The sequence below is a fragment of the Bradyrhizobium sp. SBR1B genome, assembly GCF_014198205.1.
Taxonomy (GTDB): Bacteria; Pseudomonadota; Alphaproteobacteria; order Rhizobiales; family Xanthobacteraceae; genus Bradyrhizobium.
In genome coordinates, this window is the sequence record NZ_JACIHC010000003.1 from 477,017 (window position 1) to 493,832 (window position 16,816).

Annotated in this window: 21 protein-coding genes and 2 pseudogenes; 13 read left to right on the forward strand and 10 right to left on the reverse strand. The window is 64.5% G+C overall.

Going from position 1 to position 16,816, the window contains the following annotated elements:
* Nucleotides 1-134 precede the first annotated feature (134 nt).
* On the reverse strand, nt 135-1,691 hold the full coding sequence (locus GGD61_RS10630; RefSeq protein WP_092253557.1) for an outer membrane protein: 1,557 nt from the start codon (nt 1,689-1,691) through the stop codon (nt 135-137).
* A gap of 179 nt (nt 1,692-1,870) precedes the next feature.
* On the opposite strand from GGD61_RS10630, the gene GGD61_RS10635 reads away from it, so the two are divergent.
* Nucleotides 1,871-2,566 carry a glutathione S-transferase family protein gene (locus tag GGD61_RS10635; protein WP_092253984.1) on the forward strand — a complete coding sequence of 232 codons (696 nt, stop codon included), beginning with the start codon at nt 1,871-1,873 and terminating at the stop codon, nt 2,564-2,566.
* Between the two features lie 123 nt (nt 2,567-2,689).
* Here GGD61_RS10635 and GGD61_RS10640 read toward each other — a convergent pair whose 3' ends face one another.
* Nucleotides 2,690-3,124 carry a hypothetical protein gene (locus tag GGD61_RS10640; RefSeq protein ID WP_018318613.1) on the reverse strand — a complete coding sequence of 145 codons (435 nt, stop codon included), beginning with the start codon at nt 3,122-3,124 and terminating at the stop codon, nt 2,690-2,692.
* 480 nt (nt 3,125-3,604) lie between these two features.
* Here GGD61_RS10640 and GGD61_RS10645 point away from each other — a divergent pair, with 480 nt between their 5' ends.
* The 3 genes from GGD61_RS10645 to GGD61_RS10655 all read left to right on the forward strand — a co-directional run bounded on the left by GGD61_RS10645 (nt 3,605) and on the right by GGD61_RS10655 (nt 4,891).
* Nucleotides 3,605-3,988 carry a RidA family protein gene (locus GGD61_RS10645; RefSeq protein WP_018318612.1) on the forward strand — a complete coding sequence of 128 codons (384 nt, stop codon included), beginning with the start codon at nt 3,605-3,607 and terminating at the stop codon, nt 3,986-3,988.
* 151 nt (nt 3,989-4,139) lie between these two features.
* Entirely contained in the window at nt 4,140-4,400 is a 261-nt protein-coding gene (locus tag GGD61_RS10650) for a hypothetical protein (RefSeq protein ID WP_018318611.1), read from the forward strand.
* A gap of 239 nt (nt 4,401-4,639) precedes the next feature.
* Entirely contained in the window at nt 4,640-4,891 is a 252-nt protein-coding gene (locus tag GGD61_RS10655; RefSeq protein ID WP_018318610.1) for a hypothetical protein, read from the forward strand.
* Between the two features lie 187 nt (nt 4,892-5,078).
* Here the strand turns inward: GGD61_RS10655 and GGD61_RS10660 are convergent, their stop codons facing one another.
* Nucleotides 5,079-5,576: a molecular chaperone DnaJ gene (locus tag GGD61_RS10660; protein WP_092253560.1), complete on the reverse strand. Its 498-nt coding sequence runs from the start codon at nt 5,574-5,576 to the stop codon at nt 5,079-5,081.
* Nucleotides 5,577-5,687: 111 nt separating this feature from the next.
* Between GGD61_RS10660 and GGD61_RS10665 the strand changes: the two genes are divergently transcribed.
* From GGD61_RS10665 to GGD61_RS10675, 3 genes are all read left to right on the forward strand, one after another.
* Nucleotides 5,688-6,455 carry an SDR family NAD(P)-dependent oxidoreductase gene (locus GGD61_RS10665; RefSeq protein WP_092253562.1) on the forward strand — a complete coding sequence of 256 codons (768 nt, stop codon included), beginning with the start codon at nt 5,688-5,690 and terminating at the stop codon, nt 6,453-6,455.
* Nucleotides 6,456-6,741: 286 nt separating this feature from the next.
* On the forward strand, nt 6,742-6,990 hold the full coding sequence (locus GGD61_RS10670; RefSeq protein WP_018318607.1) for a helix-turn-helix domain-containing protein: 249 nt from the start codon (nt 6,742-6,744) through the stop codon (nt 6,988-6,990).
* A gap of 71 nt (nt 6,991-7,061) precedes the next feature.
* A complete protein-coding gene (locus tag GGD61_RS10675) occupies nt 7,062-7,577 on the forward strand; it encodes a collagen-like protein (protein WP_092253986.1) in 516 nt (171 codons plus the stop codon).
* 159 nt (nt 7,578-7,736) lie between these two features.
* Here GGD61_RS10675 and GGD61_RS10680 read toward each other — a convergent pair whose 3' ends face one another.
* Together GGD61_RS10680 and GGD61_RS10685 are read right to left on the reverse strand one after the other, a co-directional pair.
* Nucleotides 7,737-7,955, reverse strand: a complete 219-nt coding sequence (locus tag GGD61_RS10680; RefSeq protein ID WP_026202044.1) for a hypothetical protein — start codon at nt 7,953-7,955, stop codon at nt 7,737-7,739.
* A 98-nt stretch (nt 7,956-8,053) separates the two neighbouring features.
* On the reverse strand, nt 8,054-8,320 hold the full coding sequence (locus GGD61_RS10685) for a DUF2277 domain-containing protein (protein ID WP_018318604.1): 267 nt from the start codon (nt 8,318-8,320) through the stop codon (nt 8,054-8,056).
* A gap of 125 nt (nt 8,321-8,445) precedes the next feature.
* On the opposite strand from GGD61_RS10685, the pseudogene GGD61_RS10690 reads away from it, so the two are divergent.
* The 3 genes and pseudogenes from GGD61_RS10690 to GGD61_RS10700 all read left to right on the forward strand — a co-directional run bounded on the left by GGD61_RS10690 (nt 8,446) and on the right by GGD61_RS10700 (nt 10,697).
* Nucleotides 8,446-9,515 (forward strand): annotated as a pseudogene (locus GGD61_RS10690) (alpha/beta fold hydrolase).
* A 148-nt stretch (nt 9,516-9,663) separates the two neighbouring features.
* Complete coding sequence (locus GGD61_RS10695) at nt 9,664-10,017, forward strand: hypothetical protein (protein WP_028145598.1); 354 nt, start codon at nt 9,664-9,666, stop codon at nt 10,015-10,017.
* Nucleotides 10,018-10,094: 77 nt separating this feature from the next.
* Nucleotides 10,095-10,697: an MSMEG_1061 family FMN-dependent PPOX-type flavoprotein gene (locus GGD61_RS10700; protein WP_092253988.1), complete on the forward strand. Its 603-nt coding sequence runs from the start codon at nt 10,095-10,097 to the stop codon at nt 10,695-10,697.
* Nucleotides 10,698-10,917: 220 nt separating this feature from the next.
* Here GGD61_RS10700 and bfr read toward each other — a convergent pair whose 3' ends face one another.
* The 3 genes and pseudogenes from bfr to GGD61_RS41635 form a co-directional block, all read right to left on the reverse strand.
* A complete protein-coding gene (bfr, locus tag GGD61_RS10705) occupies nt 10,918-11,406 on the reverse strand; it encodes a bacterioferritin (protein WP_008556076.1) in 489 nt (162 codons plus the stop codon).
* Nucleotides 11,407-11,539: 133 nt separating this feature from the next.
* The gene (locus GGD61_RS10710; RefSeq protein ID WP_018318601.1) at nt 11,540-11,812 is read right to left on the reverse strand and encodes a bacterioferritin-associated ferredoxin; all 273 of its coding nucleotides are present in this window, start codon (nt 11,810-11,812) and stop codon (nt 11,540-11,542) included.
* A gap of 160 nt (nt 11,813-11,972) precedes the next feature.
* Nucleotides 11,973-12,281 (reverse strand): annotated as a pseudogene (locus GGD61_RS41635) (hypothetical protein).
* A gap of 134 nt (nt 12,282-12,415) precedes the next feature.
* Between GGD61_RS41635 and GGD61_RS10720 the strand changes: the two are divergent.
* Entirely contained in the window at nt 12,416-12,739 is a 324-nt protein-coding gene (locus GGD61_RS10720; protein WP_092253567.1) for a hypothetical protein, read from the forward strand.
* Between the two features lie 237 nt (nt 12,740-12,976).
* Nucleotides 12,977-13,264, forward strand: coding sequence for a hypothetical protein (locus GGD61_RS10725; RefSeq protein ID WP_018318597.1), 288 nt, complete (start codon nt 12,977-12,979; stop codon nt 13,262-13,264).
* An 80-nt stretch (nt 13,265-13,344) separates the two neighbouring features.
* On the opposite strand, the gene GGD61_RS10730 is transcribed toward GGD61_RS10725, so the two are convergent.
* Entirely contained in the window at nt 13,345-14,571 is a 1,227-nt protein-coding gene (locus GGD61_RS10730; RefSeq protein WP_092253569.1) for a lytic murein transglycosylase, read from the reverse strand.
* A 7-nt stretch (nt 14,572-14,578) separates the two neighbouring features.
* Nucleotides 14,579-16,228: an energy-dependent translational throttle protein EttA gene (gene ettA, locus GGD61_RS10735; protein ID WP_018318595.1), complete on the reverse strand. Its 1,650-nt coding sequence runs from the start codon at nt 16,226-16,228 to the stop codon at nt 14,579-14,581.
* A 234-nt stretch (nt 16,229-16,462) separates the two neighbouring features.
* Between ettA and GGD61_RS10740 the strand changes: the two genes are divergently transcribed.
* The gene (locus tag GGD61_RS10740) at nt 16,463-16,678 is read left to right on the forward strand and encodes a hypothetical protein (protein ID WP_018318594.1); all 216 of its coding nucleotides are present in this window, start codon (nt 16,463-16,465) and stop codon (nt 16,676-16,678) included.
* Nucleotides 16,679-16,816: the final 138 nt, after the last annotated feature.

A 16,816-nucleotide genomic window follows, 5' to 3' on the forward strand; every position in this document is an offset into this window, starting at 1 on the left:
GGCTGCGCGAAGCGCAGTCCCTCAGCGTAATCCACCTCTGTCTATATCGGCGGACACAAAAGAGGTGGGTTACGCCGCGCGGGCCGCGCTTCGCGCAGCCGCTCGGCTAACCCACCCTACGACTACGCGCCGCCTCACTGAAACCGATACGTCACGGCGAACGTCGCCAGATGCGTCCGCATCGCGACGTCATAGGTATTGACGGACGGATTGAACTCGGGTCGGCCGCTCGACCGTGCGACGGTGAAACCGGTGCTGCCGTAGTCGACATAGCGGTATTCGGCGCGCGCGAGCCAATTGCCCCACAGCACCGTCTCCAGGCCGCCGCCGAGCGTCCAGCCCATCTTCGTGGTCGACGAATTGATGATCGGCGAGGACAGCGCGAAGAAGCCGCTGCAGTTGCGGCTGGTGCAGGTTGAGGTCAATTCGAAGTTCTGCCACGCCGCGCCGGCTGTGGCATAGAGCATGGTGTGGGGGTTGACGAGATAGCCGGCGCGCGCGCGCAAGGATGCGTCCCAGCGGCTGCGGATCGAAAGGCTCTCGCCCGGCGCCTGGGAGTCGGCGAGATGGATGCTGGTAAAACCTTCGCGCATGGTGGTGCGGTCGGCGAAGCCGACGTCGCCCTCGACGCCGGCGGTCCATTGCGGGGCGAGCTGCCAGAGATAGCCCGCATAGGGGCTGGCGCGAAACGCGGTGTTGTCCATCGGGCGGTTGTTGGCGCGCTTGGCGAGGTCGAACGCAGAGCCGCCAATGGTCTCCGACGTTGCCGTCAGGTCGGTGCGCGTGGCGCGCGCTCCGAGGCCAAGGCCGAGATACGCACCCGTCCAGGACGGCAGCATGGCGGCCTGCGCCTGCAGCGGATGCCAACCGCCACCGGTGACGGGAGCGCCGAACTTGTAGGCGAGGCCGACGCTCGCCGTGTGGGTCCGCAGACTGGTGTCGAAATTGTCGACCGTCAGCGTGGGCCCCGCGCCGCTTCTGGTGCGCGCGAGGGCGAACGGCGTGGTTCCGAAATCGGCGTAGCGATAGTCGGCGCGCAGCAGCCAATTGCCCCCTAGCGCGGTCTCGAGGCCGCCGCCGAGCGTCCACCCGGTCTTGATGGCGGAGTTCGACACCACGGCGGGCAGCGCATTGTTGCAGGTGGCGCCGACGCAGACCGAGGTGACGTCGAACTGCTGCCAGGCAAGTCCGCCCGTCACATAGGCCAGTGTCGCCGGCGTCAGCAGATAGCCGGCGCGGCCGCGCAGGCTCGCATCCCAGCCGGCCTCGAGCGCGAGGCTGTCGGCGAGGAAGGTGGACGAGCCGGCCCGCGGCGAGGCGCGAAACCCCTGGAGGATGGTGGTCTGGTTGCCAAAACCGACATCGCCTTCGACGCCGAGGACCCAGCTCGGTGCCACCTGCCAATTGAAACCGGCATAGGGATTGACGCGAAGACCCGGGCCATCGAACGGCTGACTGACGACGGCATCGCCGATGTCACGGGGAACGCCGTCCTCCAGCACCGAGGTGGTGGTGAGATCGGCGGCCGTCGATCGAAAGCCGAGGCCGAGGCCGGCATAGAAGCCGGTCCACGACGAGACCGCGACCGGCGGCGCCTTGGTCAACGGCTTTGCCGCGAGGTCCGCAGCCCGTGCCGGTGCTGCGAAGGCGAGCCCGACCAGAAGCGCACCGCCGCAAGACAATGCCGGCATGTTTCGGCGGGTCGATGAACATCGCATGGCGGGCCCTGGGGCAAGTATTTCAGGCCGAATCATACTGCGAACGGGCGATCCCTCGCGTCCTCCGATCGAACGACACCGCCGACAAGGCGCCGGATTGTTGCAAGCCTGTCACTGCAGCGATACGACTCCGGGTGGAAGGGAGCCCGCCCATGCTGACCCTCTATTCCTACCCGCAACTGTTCGGCGTCGCCGACAACAACGGCTACGGCCTCAAGGTCTACGCCTTCCTCAAGCTCGCAGCCGTGTCGTTCGTGCACGAGCATATCTTCGATGCCTCGGCCGCACCGCGCGGGCAGCTGCCTTACGTCGTCGACGACGGCGAGAGCATCGGCGACAGCGAGACCATCATCGCGCATGTGATCGCGAAATATCGTCTCACCATCGATGCCGGACTTTCACCGGCGCAGAGTCGCACCAATCTCCTCGTCACGCGCATGCTCGACGATCTCTATTGGGTGATGTCGTATTCGCGCTGGAAGGACGAGCGCTATTATCCGGCGTTCCGCGACGGCTTCATCGCGCAGCATCCGCAAGTGAGTGCGGAAGGGTTCGAGAAGGCCAAGGCGTATAATGCGCAGCGCTATCATTACCAGGGCATCGGCCGCTACACGCCGGAGCAGGCTTACGCGCGCGGGCTCGCCGATTTGCAGGTGCTGGCCGAGATCGTACCCGCCGCGGGCTTCGTGCACGGCGCGGCGCCAACGAGCGTCGATGCCGGCATCTATGGCTTTGTCGCGAACATCTATTATTTTCCGATCCCGACGCCGCTGAAGGCGTTCGTGGATGCGCAGAAGAATCTCGTCGCGCATTGCGAGCGGATTCATGCGGCGGTCGGAAAATCGTAGGGTGGGTCAGCGCAGCGGCTGCGCGATGCGCGGGCCGATGCGCGTAACCCACCTCTTCGCTTTCCGCGGTGACAGAAGCGGTGGGTTACGCCAAGCGGCTAACCCACCCTACGATACCCTGGCCTACCGCATCGTGATCGCAAGGCCGCTGAGATCCGCATTCGCCATCAACCCGACCTGCGTGCCCGTCAGCTCCAGCACGGCGCCCTTCTGGTTGGTGAGCACGATGGCACGGGCGCCGGCGCCCACGGCGAGGCCCGCGCCGGCGGCGCCGTAGACCCCGGCGACATCGGAGGGACGGTTGATGTTGGAGACGCGGCCGCGCAGCACCGTCTTTGAACCGCCGAAGACGAGGCCGTAGTCGAGGCCGCCGGTGGAGAGCCCATAGGTGCGGCCGCGGAAGTTGAGCACGCCGCTCCCGCCTGAGCCGCCGATGATCCAGCCGGCCTTGTAGATCGTCAGCGTCACGAAACCGCTGTCGGCCATCGCCGAGGTCGAGAGCCCGGCCAGGGCGGCAATGGCGACCAGCGCGGCGCGGAAGGTGGATGCAATCTTCATGGACGTCTCCGGGGGCTATTTTTCAAGGGGGGAAAGCGAATCAGACGAGCCGAATCTATCCGATCGATCGGGGCGGCAACATGATGGGACTGCCCTGAGACACAAGGTGCAGCGTCGCACTCAACCGTCATCGCCCGGTTCAACCGGGCGATCCAGTATTCCAGAGGCGGCGGTGATTGAGCCGAGAGGCCGCGGCGTACTGGATGCCCCGGTCAAAGCCGGGGCATGACGGCGGAGGCTCGGGCACAAGGTCGCGCATCGCCATCATCCCATTCTGCCCTTGTTTTGCCCGACGGAGCAACTTGAGTGTTTAGCCTTTACCGAATTATAGAAGCTCAATGATCTCCGCATGATCTCTACTGTGCATGGGGTTGTTTTCGCGTTTTTGTTCTTGCCCGTCTCCGCAACCCGATTGCAAGTCTCCCGCATGTCGCTACGCTCATGCGGGCTACGCGCCCGTTCCTAATTCGAGGTGATGCCATGCCGATCCAGCATTTCGCGCCCCCGCCGCACGTGAAGGCGCCGCCGCTGTCCTTTGCGACGCGCGTCGGCGATCTCCTGTTCGTCTCGGGCATTCCGGGCTTCGATGCCAATGGTGCGCTGCCCGACGGTTTCGAGGCGCAGTTCGCCAATGTCGTCGTCAACATCAAGCGCGTGCTGGACGAGGCCGGCGCCGGTGTCCGCGACCTCGTCAAGGTCAACGTGCTCTTGACCCGCGCCTCCGACGTCGCCGCCATGAACGCGCTCTATGCCGGCGCCTTCGGCCCGCCGCCCTATCCGGCCCGCACCACCTGCGTGGTGCAGGCCCTGCCCGATCCGAAGATGCTGATCGAGATCGAGGCGGTGGCCTCGCTGGCGAAGTGAGCCACGGAGCGTGTGGCTTGCCGGGCACGCGGCCGAACCAAATGCTTGGGGAACAGCTGACATGTCCGTGAACGGCAGCTCACCGGCTTGCAAAGGACCTGCTTTTACCGCACGAATTTTTGCGTCCCACTTCCCCACAAGGAGATATTTCATGCGTCGCGTTCTCGCCCTCTGTGCCGTTGCCGGCATCGCAAGTTCCGTGTTCGCCGTGCCCGCATCCGCCAAGGTCGGCTATTACGTGATCCGCTGGGACAACACCGGCATCTGCCAGGTCTGGAACGAAGACCTGCAGTACAAGCCGCTTCAAATTGGGGTGTCGACCTACAAGGTCGTCAGCAAGCCGCTCCCGACCTTCCAGGCCGCTTCCGACGTCCAGATCAAGATGCGCGCCGAGCGCCGCTGCACGCTCTGAGCTTTTTGCAACGGATCGGATTTCGAGGGCGGGTCGCGCGAGCGGTCCGCCTTCTTCTTTTTGCGGGACCCGCGCGTTTTCCGGCCGAATTCAGCCATGTCCCGCCCGCGCGCTTTGAACCTGGCCGGCCTGCGGAACTACTCACATCTTGTCCGGGGCGCATCCCCCAAGACGTCCCGCACCAGCCCTCCCCGTCATTGCCGGGAGGCACATCACATCATTCATTTGAGGAGCTGATCATGCGTCGTATTTCCGTGCTGTGCGCTGCCGCCGGTCTTGCCGTCACCGCCTTCGTCGCGGCGAGCCCTGCGGAAGCCAGCTATCACCTGATCCGCTGGCAGGACACCGGCCTGTGCCAGATCTGGGACGAGAGCATCCCGACCACACCGTGGCCGGCCGGCTATCATCGCGCCAGCGCATCCGTGCCGACCTTCATCGACGCCCTCGCGGTGAAGGATGCCGCGCTGAAGAACGGTCAGTGCACCTGGTAAGATTTTCGATCGGCGGACGAAGAGCGGGCAAGGACCATGCGTCCTTGCCCGCTTGTTTTTCCGAGATGTCGTAGGGTGGGCAAAGGCGCGCACTTCGCGCGCCGTGCCCACGCCTTTCAACAACGAGCAAATGGCGGGCACGGCGCGATGCGCCTTTGCCCACCCTACGAGATATCGTCAAGCCCTCTCACGCGTCCTTGTGCGCGCCGGGATGGATCAGGACGTCGCGCGCGGCGGCGAGGTCGATGAAGGCTTGCGCGCTGCCGCCGTGGTCGGGATGCATGCCCTTGGCGGCGCGGCGATAGGCCTGGTTGATGTCCTCGCAGGTGAGCTGCACCGCGAGCGGCAGACCAAGCATCTTGCGGGCGCGATCCTCGCTGGACAGCTGTTTCGGCATGGCGTTGCGGCGGCCGAAGCGCGGCGCTGTCAGATCATGAACGACTTCGAGAACGACGCCGATGCGGCGCTGGGCCGCCAGCGTGACGCCGTGATCGTCATTGTCGACCGCCTGGCGAAGCACCGGAAGCGCCTGCTCGGCGGCCTGTCGCAGCGTGGCATCGACGCTCATCCGCGCGATCTCGGCCACGAGCCGGCCCGCCTCGGCCCAATCGGCCGATTGCGCCGACCGCAGGCGTTCGAGGGCGGGTTTCCAGGAGTCGAGCCGGGAGTCGAGCCGTTCCATCATGCGCGCAACGTTTAGCAATGAAGATCAGTATGCCAAGGCTGCCGTTTCCGACCCCTTAATTTCGAGTTAGCGTTTCGTGAAACTTCGAAACGAAATCGGGAGGAAAATGTAATGGCATTGCTCGCAAACCACATCGCCGTCGTCACGGGCGCCGGTTCCGGCATCGGCCACGCCATCGCGGCCGGCTACGCCCGCGAGGGCGCGCAAGTGGTGCTGCTCGACGTCAATGCCGACACGGTCGCGGAGGCCGCACAGGAGATCCGCAAAGCGGGCGGCAAGGCCGAGAGTTTTGCGCTCGACGTTGTCAGCCGCGAGGACTGTTTTGCGCTGGCCAAGCAGGTCGCGGGCGAGGTCGGGCAGGTCTCGATCCTCGTCAACAATGCCGGCATCACCCGCCGCAACGCCTTCACCGCGGAGACCGAGACGGTGGCGAAGGACTGGAACGACATCATCTCGCTCAACCTCAACGGCGTCTTCAACATGACGCAGGCCTTCCTTGCACCCTTGCGCGCGAGCAAAGGCCGCATCGTCAATATCGGCTCGATCCAGTCCTTCGTGCACCTGCGCACGCCAAGCTCGGCGGCTTACACGACCTCGAAACACGGCGTGCTCGGCTTTACCAAGGCGCTCGCGGTCGAACTCGGCAAGGAGGGCGTGCGCGTCAACGCGATCGGGCCGGGCTTCATCGAGACCAACATCAACGCCAATGTGCGCGCGACCAATCCGGCGCTGGTGCAGGCCTTCGTCGACCACACCCCGCTGGCGCGCACCGGCAAGCCCGAGGATATCGTCGGGCCCGCGATCTTCCTCGCCTCGGATCTGTCGGCTTATGTCACGGGAACGATCGTGATGGTGGACGGCGGCTATCGGACGGTGTGAGGCGCGACTCACTATCCCGAAGCACGGGATCATCGTCCGCCGTGTAGGCAATTGCGCCACTGGACCGGACGATGACACCGCGTGTGTGGAAGAGATAGTCCCGCATCACGATGCATCTGGCGCAAATCGCGGCGGCTTAGCGGCATTCCTGAGGTCAATTGGTGCGATCGTCCGCGATTAACCTTTCATTAACCAAACCCGCCCACCGTGGATCTACGGCTTGGGGGTCGTTGGTTCTCGATCCGCTTCCAAAGATGGCAGCGGGCGTTGATCGGGAGGTGTGTTGATGACCACTGTTCATGTCGCTGCGTCCGAGTCGGGCGCGCAATTCCTTGCTCCTAACCAGATCGTTCCGCTTCTGATCGGCGCCACCGTCGACGAGGTCGAGCGCGAGCTCGTGCTTCAGACGCTTGCGCGCTGCGACGGCAACCGCACACGCGCATCGCGCGTGCTCGGCCTGTCGGTGCGTACGCTGCGCAACAAGATCAAGCTCTATGCCGCGTCCGGCATCGAGGTGCCCGCCTATCAGGATTAGCGCGTGGGCGGAATTGCTGCTGTCGTCAAACGCCGCTAAGTAGCTTGCTTCCGATCATGGGGAGCAGTGGCGTGGCAGACGATCAGGGACGACGGCAGGGATCTCAAGGGCCGCGCGGACGGCAGGGTGAACCGGGACGGCCGGGACCGCAGGGTCATCCCGGCCGGCGCGGTCCCGACGGCGCGCGCGGCAAGCCGGGACCGCAGGGAAAGCCGGGGCCGCTCGGAAAGCCGGGACCTCAGGGCAAGCCCGGTCCGCAAGGCAAGCAGGGTGAGGCTGGCCCGCGTGGGGCCGCCGGCGCGCAGGGGCCTGCCGGACCTCAAGGGCCGGCGGGACCGCAAGGCCCGCGCGGCGAGGCTGGGCCTGCCGGTCAATTGCCCTCGATCGAACAGCTGCTGCCGTGGCTCGAGCAACTGTTCGACGCCTGGGACGAGCGCCGCCGCCAGCGCGAGCGCGACGCCGCCGAACGCGAGGCGCTGGAGGCCGCCGTGCAGGAGCCCGATGAGGGCATCGTCGACGACGCGAGCGACGACAGCGAAGGCGACGCGCACAAGAAAAAGAAGAAAAAGAAGAAGCACGGTCACTAGGATTAGTGGCGCGCCCGTGCCCCGACGCAGCGCAGCACGCAGTGACGCGCTGCTGGGCCGGCGCCCATCTGACCAAGAGCTTTTCTCGCGATTTTCTGGGTCCCGGCACTGCGTCGCAGCGCTGACGCACTGCGCCGCGTCCGGGACACGAGCCTCGGTTTAGGAAGCCGATGAATCATCCTTGCGCGGCAGCATGCCCATGCGCTCGAATTGCCAGCGCATGGCGCGATACCAGAGATAGCCCACCGCCGCGCCGCACAGGGCCAGGATGATCACGTTGGCGCTCGAGAACGAGCCGCTCCACCACATCATCCACGCGGTCCACAGCAGTGTGAGGACAATGGCACCTGCTTTCAGAGGAAGAAGGGGGCGGCTCATGGGTCGTGCTCCGGCTGTCAAAACCCCGGCACACATCATTGCAGGAGGAGACGCCCCCGTACCGTGAGCCAGATCACGGAATGAATTACCCTAGCCCACTAACCGAAGCGCAGCCGCGAGCGCTCCCTGGCCCTTTCCGCCTCGACCTCACGGTCCCGCGCCGGCGCATGGGTGTGCAGCGAGGTCAGGAGATTTCGCGCGGCCTGTGAGACCTCGGCCACTGCGCGGTCGAACGCCGCCTCGTTGGCCTGCGACGGCTTGTTGAAGCCGGACAGTTTTCGCACGAACTGGAGCGCGCTGGCATGGATTTCATCCTCCGTCGCCGGCGGCTCGAAGTTGAACAGCGTCTTGATGTTGCGGCACATGCAGGGGCCCCGGATGTTTCCTTGAAGACGATCGGCGGAGCCGAAATCCTACATCCTTCTGTGCATTTCTGCTAAGTCCCGCCGTAACGCGGCCGCCGACCATGAGCCGCAATGGGGAGAAAAGCATGAAGGCTTCCTGCGCCGCACTGTCGGCTGCCCTCCTGTCCTTTTCAATCCCGGTCCTGGCCGCGGATTATCCGGCACCGAAGCAGGGCGACTGGATCGCCAGGGATTTCAAGTTCCACACCGGCGAGACCATGGCGGAGCTGAAGCTGCACTACACCACAATCGGCGAGCCCTCCACCGGTGCTGGTGCTGCACGGCACGGGCGGCTCGGGCGCAAGCATGCTGTCACCCGCCTTCGCCGGCGAGCTGTTCGGCGCGGGGCAACCGCTCGACGCCTCCAAATACTACATCATCCTTCCCGACGGCATCGGTCATGGCAAATCGTCGAAGCCCTCCGACGGGATGAAGACGAGCTTCCCGAAATACGATTACGACGACATGGTCGAAGCGCAGCATCGCCTGGTGACGGAGGGCCTCGGCGTCAAGCATTTGCGGCTCGTCATCGGCAATTCGATGGGCGGCATGCACAGCTGGCTGTGGGGCGCGAAATAATCCGAACGCGATGGACGCACTGATCCCGATGGCCTCGCAGCCGACCGAGATGGCGTCGCGCAACTGGATGCTGCGGCGGATCATGCTCGACACCATCCGCAACGACCCGGACTACAATGGCGGCAATTACACCAGCGAGCCGCGCATGATGAAATATGCCATCACCGCCTACGGCATCGCCAGCATCGGCGGCACGCTGGCCTACCAATCGCAGGCGCCGAACGCGGCCAAGGCGGACAAGATCGTCGACGACCGGCTGGCGGCGCCGATCACGGCGGACGCCAACGACTTCGTCTACCAGTGGGAGTCCTCGCACGACTATAATGCCGGCGAGAAGCTGGAGGCCATCGAAGCATCGCTGCTGCTGAATTCCGCCGACGACGAGCGCAACCCGCCCGAGACCGGCATCACGGACGCTGCCATGAAGCGGGTCAAGAACGGCCGTCTCTATTTGATCCCGGCGAGCGGCGAGACGCGCGGCCACGGCACCACCGGCAATGCGAAATTCTACAGCGAGCAGGTGCGGCAATTGCTGGAGAGCACACCGCAGCAAACGATCGAATCGGCGCGCCGCTGATTTTGCAGCGCATCATGTGCGGCACTTCGGAGCCGCATATTATTTGGGCATGCAATGCGCTGACAGCTCGGGCTTAATCGCGTCACCGATGGAATCGACGCGAGCAAGACTCGCGCGCGAATAGCGGGACGCGACGAGGAGGGATCGCATGCACAGGCTCGCACTGTGCGTTTGGCTGGTCGCGATGACGGCGCTGACCAGCGCCGCACTCGCATTCGACAATGGGCAATACGACCACATCCCGCCCGATATCCGCGCCTGGTTCAAGAGCGTGATCGCGCCGAACGGCGTGCCCTGCTGCGACGTCTCGGACGGCCATCGCACCGACTACGATGTGCGCAGCGGCGCTTATTGGGTGCCGATCGAAGGGCAGTGGATGGAGGTGCCGGAGCGCGCCATCATCCGCGACCGGGGCAATCCGGTCGGCCAGGCCGTGGTGTGGTACGTTCGCCACCGTGGCGCCATCATCATAAGCTGCTTCGTGCCGGCGGACGCCGTGTAATGCGTCTTTATCGATTCCATTGGCTGGAGGCGGCCCGATCGGCTAGCTTGCCGCCAAGCTGAAGCGGAGGCATGCCGTTGACCGATCTTTGCGCCGAAGACCTCGCCACCATCTATGCCAAGCCGAGCCCGCGCGTGATCGCGAAAGCGCGGCCCGCGATCGATGCGCATGCGAAGAAGTTCATCGAGATGTCGCCGTTCTGCGTGCTCGCGACGTCGGGCGCGGACGGCAGCGTCGATGCCTCGCCACGCGGCGGCGGCACCGGCTTTGTCCACGTCGCCGGTCCCAACCAATTGCTGATGCCTGACCGCTCCGGCAACAACCGGATCGACAGTTTTCGCAACGTCGTCGAAGGCTCGGGCTTCGTGCACCTGTTGTTCTTCGTGCCCGGGATTGACGAAACGCTACGCGTCGGCGGACGCGGCACGCTGTCGGCCGATCCGGATCTGCTCGTCGCGATGGTCGAATTCGGCAAGCCGCCGCGGGCGGTGCTGAACGTCGCTGTGAGCGAAGTCTATTTCCATTGCGGCAAGGCGCTGATGCGCTCGAAGCTGTGGTCGCCAGAGAAAGTGCAGCGCTCGGTGATGCCCAGCATCGTCACGGTCATTCACGACCAGACTGGCCTCGGCGAACCGGCGAGCCAGGAAACTGTGGAAGAGATTTACAAGACGCAGTTGTAGTTGGGACGACAATCACGGTGTCGTCCCGGACAAGCGCAGCGCAGATCCGGGACCTCCGCGCGAGCGCTTGCGCTCGTCGCGATAACCACAGGGAGTGGTTTTGCGAAGACTAACAGTGAAGAACTCGTGCCCCGGTGCTCATACCGGCGCATCCAGATAGATCACGCGGTGGGTCCCGGCCTTCGCCGGGACGACACCGAGTATGCAGCGATGCCCGAGCTTAATGCCCCTCGCCCTCGAGCCCGCCGACGTGCTTCTGGGTGTAGAGTTCAAGGCCGATGCGGCCGATCAGGTCGAGCTGGGTTTCGAGGAAGTCGATGTGGTGCTCCTCGTCGCTCATCAGCTTCTCGAACAGGTCACGCGTGACGTAGTCCTTGGCGCCGTGGCAGTAGGTCGCCGCTTCCTGGTAGAGCGCACGCGCGCTCATCTCGGCAGCGAGGTCGCACTCGATGATCTCCTTGACGTTCTGGCCGATGCGCAAGGGATCGAGCACCTGCATGTTCGGAAAGCCGTCAAAGAACAGGATGCGCGCGGTGAGCTTGTCGGCGTGCTCCATCTCCTCGATGGACTCCTTGCGCCAGACCTTGGCCATGTCGAGGAGGCCCCAATTGTCGAGGAAGCGGTAGTGCAGCCAGTACTGGTTGATCGCAGTCAGTTCGTGACGCAGTGCCTTGTTGAGATAGTCGATGACTTTTGCGTCGCCCTGCATGGTTCACTCCAGCTCTTGCAGTCCAAATCGGCCCAAAACCGAATTTAGAATGCTTCTAAGTCAGTTTACGAATGAGGGCAACTGGCTACGGCGGCGCAGCCGGGGAAAAGCTCAGCTGAGCTGGCGAAGGCTTTCAGCAGGCCGCGAGGGCAAACTGGGCGGGCTCGGCCGCCTCGTCATTGGCAGCCACGGTGTGGTTGTGCGGGCAGCCGGCACAGCAGGACTGGGCGCAAGGGCCGAGAGCTTCGTCGATGATGGTCTTGATCGTCCGGGCGCAGCGGCCGCATTCGGCGCTACAGCCGAGGCATCCATAGACCTGCTTGGCATGGCGCACGGCGTCGTCGGACTCGGCGACGGCGGCGCGGATGTCGTCATCGCTCAGCACGTTACAGGAACAAACGATCATGGAAGCGGCAGGCCCTTCGTGATGCGTCATCATCGATATTTAACGGGCCCGCCGGATGCAAAAGGAAAAAGCGGTATTTGAAGCTATTCCAAACTGGCCCAAAAGCAGCCTAGAACGGCCCTAAATTTCAGGGTTGCGCTGGATCAAGATTGGAGCGGATCTAATCGCCGCCACCGCCTCCCCCACCGTCACCGCCGCCACCGCAATCGCCGCCACTGCTGCCGCTATCGCTGCTGGAACAGCTGCCGCCGTCGGCCGGGCTGCCCGAACTGTCGCTGGAAAACCAGCTTCCCAGCTAGAAGCCGTTATTGCTGCCCGAATAGGTGTCGCCGCTGCTGCTGCCGTCGCCGCCCGCCCCGGCGCGGGAGCGCCGCTGGCCGCGGTTCTGAAGATGGGTGATCCAGCCGTAACCGATCGCGGACACGACCCCGGCAGCAATCAATGCATTGATCATCGCGTTGCCCATCATCGCCTCCCTGGCCGGGCCTGAGGTCCATATCAATTGGTCGCCCGCCCCCAAGGTGCCGTTCATTGATCATTCAAGCGAAGTATGGAACTCTGCCCCCAAAGGGTTCCCGCGTGTTCGTACGAAAGGTCAAGCCAATGAAGAAGCTGCTCGTGACGGTCGCCGCCGTCGCCTCCCTGGCCGTTGCGGCCGGATCCCCGGCCCATGCCCAGCGCGGCGTCGCGGCGGGCGTGGCGGCCGGCATCGTCGGCGGCGCCATTGTCGGCGGCGCGCTGGCCTCTCCGTATTACTACGGACCTGGCCCCGGCTATTACGAACCCGGCTATTACCCGCCCCGTTACTATGCGCCGGGTCCGGGCTATGTCTCTGACGACTATTACGGCGGCGGCTGCGTCTGGCAGAAGCAGCGCTTCTGGGACGGCTATGCCTGGCGGGCCCGCCGCGTCAGAGTCTGCGGCTGAAGCGACTCGAACCGGTCCATCGCGACTGCTTCGCTGGCCGGTTCACTACGGGTGCCCCGTTCATCTCCGGGCCTGAAAAAGACCGCTTTTTCTCGTCACAGCTCCGTGTGCGTTTACCGTGGGTTGACCAATTGCGCGCTTCCTAGCTGCACGGCCAATTCCATCAGCGTGTGCGTGAACCTTTGAAACCCGGGCGCCTCTAACAAGAGGAACCCATCTCCCAGGAGAGCCCTGAGCATGAAGAAGACTCTTGTTGCCGCCCTCACGGTTGCGACGATCGCCGGTTCGCTGGTGACTGCCGCTCCGTCCGCCAAGGCGCATGACGGCAGCATCGGCGCCGGCATCGCGGCCGGCCTGATTGGCGGCGCGATCGTCGGCGGCGCCATCGCGTCGAGCCGTCCGGCCTATGGCGGCCCCGTTTACGTCGCCGAGCCCGGCCCGCCGCCCCCGCCCTGCTACTGGCAGCGTCAGCGTTATTGGGACGGTTACGGCTGGGTCGTTCGCCCGGTTCGCGTCTGCTACTGATCTGATCGCACCGGCGCATCCGCGCCACGATCGAAGCCCGGCCGAGCATCTCGGTCGGGCTTTTTCTTTTTGATGAAACGCTATCGCGCCGCCTGGATCGAACGCAGCACCTCTTCGCTCGGCCAGCAATCGACCTTGAGGCCTGCCGACTTCTGATAGGCGCCGAGCGCGGCGCGCGTCTGCATGCCGGCCTTGCCGTCAATCTTGTCCTTGTAGAGCCCGACGCGCGTGAGCCCACGCTGCATGGTCTCGACATCCCTGGTGCGCAATTGCTTCGAGGCCGCCCATGGCGTTGCGAACGGCAGCGGGCTCGTCATGCGGTCGGCAAGGTGGCCGACGAACAGCACGTAGAGATCGGAGAAATTGTATTCCTTGATGACGAAGTAGTTCTTCGTCGTCAGGAACGAGGGGCCATAGATGCCTTCCGGCTGCAGCAGCGAGGCCGGCTGCGCCTGTTCAGTAGCGCTCAGCTTCTGCCCGCGCACCGGCACAAAACCTTCGCGCAACCACTGGCCGATCGGCTTCGTCACCTCGGGCACGCCGGTGGTGCAATCGACCTTCGCGGGTGCTTGCACCTCGTACGCCCAGCGCACGCCGCTCTGCCAGCCCTTGTTGACGAGTTGCTGCGCGGCCGAGGCCAGCGCGTCCGGCACCGAATGCCAGATGTCGATGCGGCCGTCGCCGTCGAAATCGACGCCGTGCTTGTAATATTCGGACGGCAGGAACTGCGTCAGCCCGGTGGCGCCCGCCCAGGACGAGCGCATGTCCTTGCGCGTCACCACGCCTTCGCCGAGGATCTTCAGCGCGAGGATGAACTCGGTGCGGTATTGCTCCTTGCGGCGCCCGACATAGGCCTGCGTCGCCAGCACACGGACGAGATCGTAAGGCAGCGTGTAGCGGCCGTAATCGGTCTCGCGGCCCCAGATCGCGAGCATCACGGTTGCCGGCACGCCGGACTTCTTCTCGATCTCGCTCAGCGAGGCGCGATATTTCTGCAGCAGCCGCTGCCCCTCGCCCGCAAGCCGCGCGATCGAGGCTTCCTTGACGTAATCGGCCGGTACCTGCACGAACTCGGCCTGCGACGGCCCACCTAGCGCGGGCCTTCCGGGCAAGATCAGATCGGGCAGCTTGTAGTCGGGCTCGAGCCCGCGCGTCTGCTCGTCGAACGTCTTGCGCGAGACGCCTTCTGCCTGCGCCTCCGGCCACAGCGAGGCGATGAACTGGGTGAAGGCGGCATCGGCGGCGCGCGCGGACGTCCAGCCGCAGGTGACCACGATCACCGCAGCGATGAGCGCCCGCCGCATCATGCCGAAATCACCGCGTCAGCTTCTTGTACTTCACGCGGTGCGGAATGATGCTGTCCTGGCCGAGCCGGCGCATCTTGTCCTTCTCGTAATCCTGGAAGTTGCCTTCGAACCATTCGACGTGGCTGTCGCCTTCGAAGGCCAGGATGTGGGTCGCGATACGGTCGAGGAACCAGCGATCATGGCTGATGATCACAGCGCAGCCGGCAAAATCCTCCAGCGCCTCTTCGAGCGCGCGCAGCGTGTCGACGTCGAGGTCGTTGGTCGGCTCGTCGAGCAGCAGCACGTTGGCGCCGGACTTCAGCATCTTGGCGAGATGCACACGGTTGCGTTCGCCGCCGGAGAGCGCGCCGACCTTCTTCTGCTGGTCCGCGCCCTTGAAGTTGAAGGACGAGCAATAGCCGCGCGAGTTCACTTCCTTCTTGCCGAGCAAGATCAGCTCGTTGCCGCCGGAGATCTCCTCCCACACGTTCTTGCTACCGTCGAGCGCGTCGCGCGACTGGTCGACATAGCCGAGATGCACGGTCTCGCCGACCGTGATCGTGCCCTTGTCCGGGGTCTCCTGCTTGGTGATCATCTTGAACAGCGTGGTCTTGCCGGCGCCGTTGGCACCGATCACGCCGACAATGCCGCCCGGCGGCAGCTTGAAGGTGAGATCGTCGATCAGCAGGCGATCGCCATAGCCTTTGCTGAGGCCTTCGAAATCGACCACATTGGCACCGAGCCGCTCGGCGACGGGAATGATGATCTGCGCGGTCTGGGTCTGCTTCTCGCTCGCCTGCTTGAGTAGCTCCTCGTAGCGCTGATAGCGCGCCTTGGACTTGGCCTGGCGCGCTTTCGGCGAGGACGCGACCCATTCCTGCTCGCGGGCAATCGTCTTCTGGTGCGCGGCGTCTTCGCGTCCTTCCTGCTCCAGCCGCTTCTGCTTCTGCACCAGCCAGGACGAGTAATTGCCCTCGTAGGGAATTCCCTTGCCGCGATCGAGCTCGAGAATCCAGCTCGTGACGTTGTCGAGGAAGTAGCGATCGTGGGTGACGATCAGGATCGCGCCGGGATAGTTGCGCAAATGCCCTTCCAGCCACGACACCGACTCCGCGTCGAGATGGTTGGTCGGCTCGTCCAGCAGCAGCAGATCGGGCTGGTCGAGCAGCAGCTTGCACAGCGCGACGCGGCGGCGCTCGCCGCCGGAGAGCTTGGTCACGTCGGCGTCGTCGGGCGGGCAGCGCAGCGCGTCCATGGCCTGGTCGACCTTGCTGTCGAGATCCCAGAGGCCCTGGGCCTCGATCTCGTCCTGCAGCTTGGTCATCTCGTCGGCGGTTTCCTCGGAGTAGTTCATCGCCAACTCGTTGTAGCGATCGAGGATGGCCTTCTGCTTGGCGACGCCCAGCATGACGTTCTCGCGCACGCTCAGTGCCGGATCGAGATGCGGCTCCTGCTCGAGATAGCCGACACGGGCGCCCTGCGCGACCCAGGCCTCGCCGTTATACTCCTTGTCGAGGCCAGCCATGATCTTGAGCAGCGTCGACTTGCCCGAGCCGTTGACGCCGAGCACGCCGATCTTGGCGTCCGGGTAGAACGACAGATGGATGTTATCGAGCACCTTCCGGGTCGGGTAGCTCTTGGTCAGGCCCTGCATGAAATAGATGAACTGGCGCGCCATAGGTCCCGAAAACCTTCGATTTGAGGAAATTTGCTTCGCCGCCGATGTAACGATCCCGCCCCCAAAGGGCAATGTTTTCCGTCCGTTCACCACGGATGAATACGGGACGGACACCATCCGGCCACCGATCCGGACAATTGAAACCATCTTTTAATAAATCAGGCCGAAAGCTCGGTTTCGCGCGGAAACAGCGCCACCCGCTCAGAACGAAAGGGAGCACAGCGAGGCCGCATCATGGCTCTGATCGAGACCAACTCACTTCCTGTTCCGGCAGAAGCCGGCCACGTCTCCGGGCTCGTCTCGGAGGTCGCGGGGTTCTGGAAGCGCTTCTTCGCCACCGCCTTCAATCCCTACCGGCCCGAGCTGCACTACATGCGTGGACCCGGTCCCGCCTGGCGCGCCAAGCACGGCATGGATGCGCCGTTCCGGCTCAAGCCCCGGGATCTCTGAGCGCCTCCTTCCTATCGGACTTTTGAAGACGCAAGCGGCTTGCGCGCCGTCCTGATTGCGCGCAACCATGGCCTGGTTCCGACGGCGGCGCTCGCCCAGCGCCCTCACCTCTCGCCATCAACTCTGGCCCTGGATGAA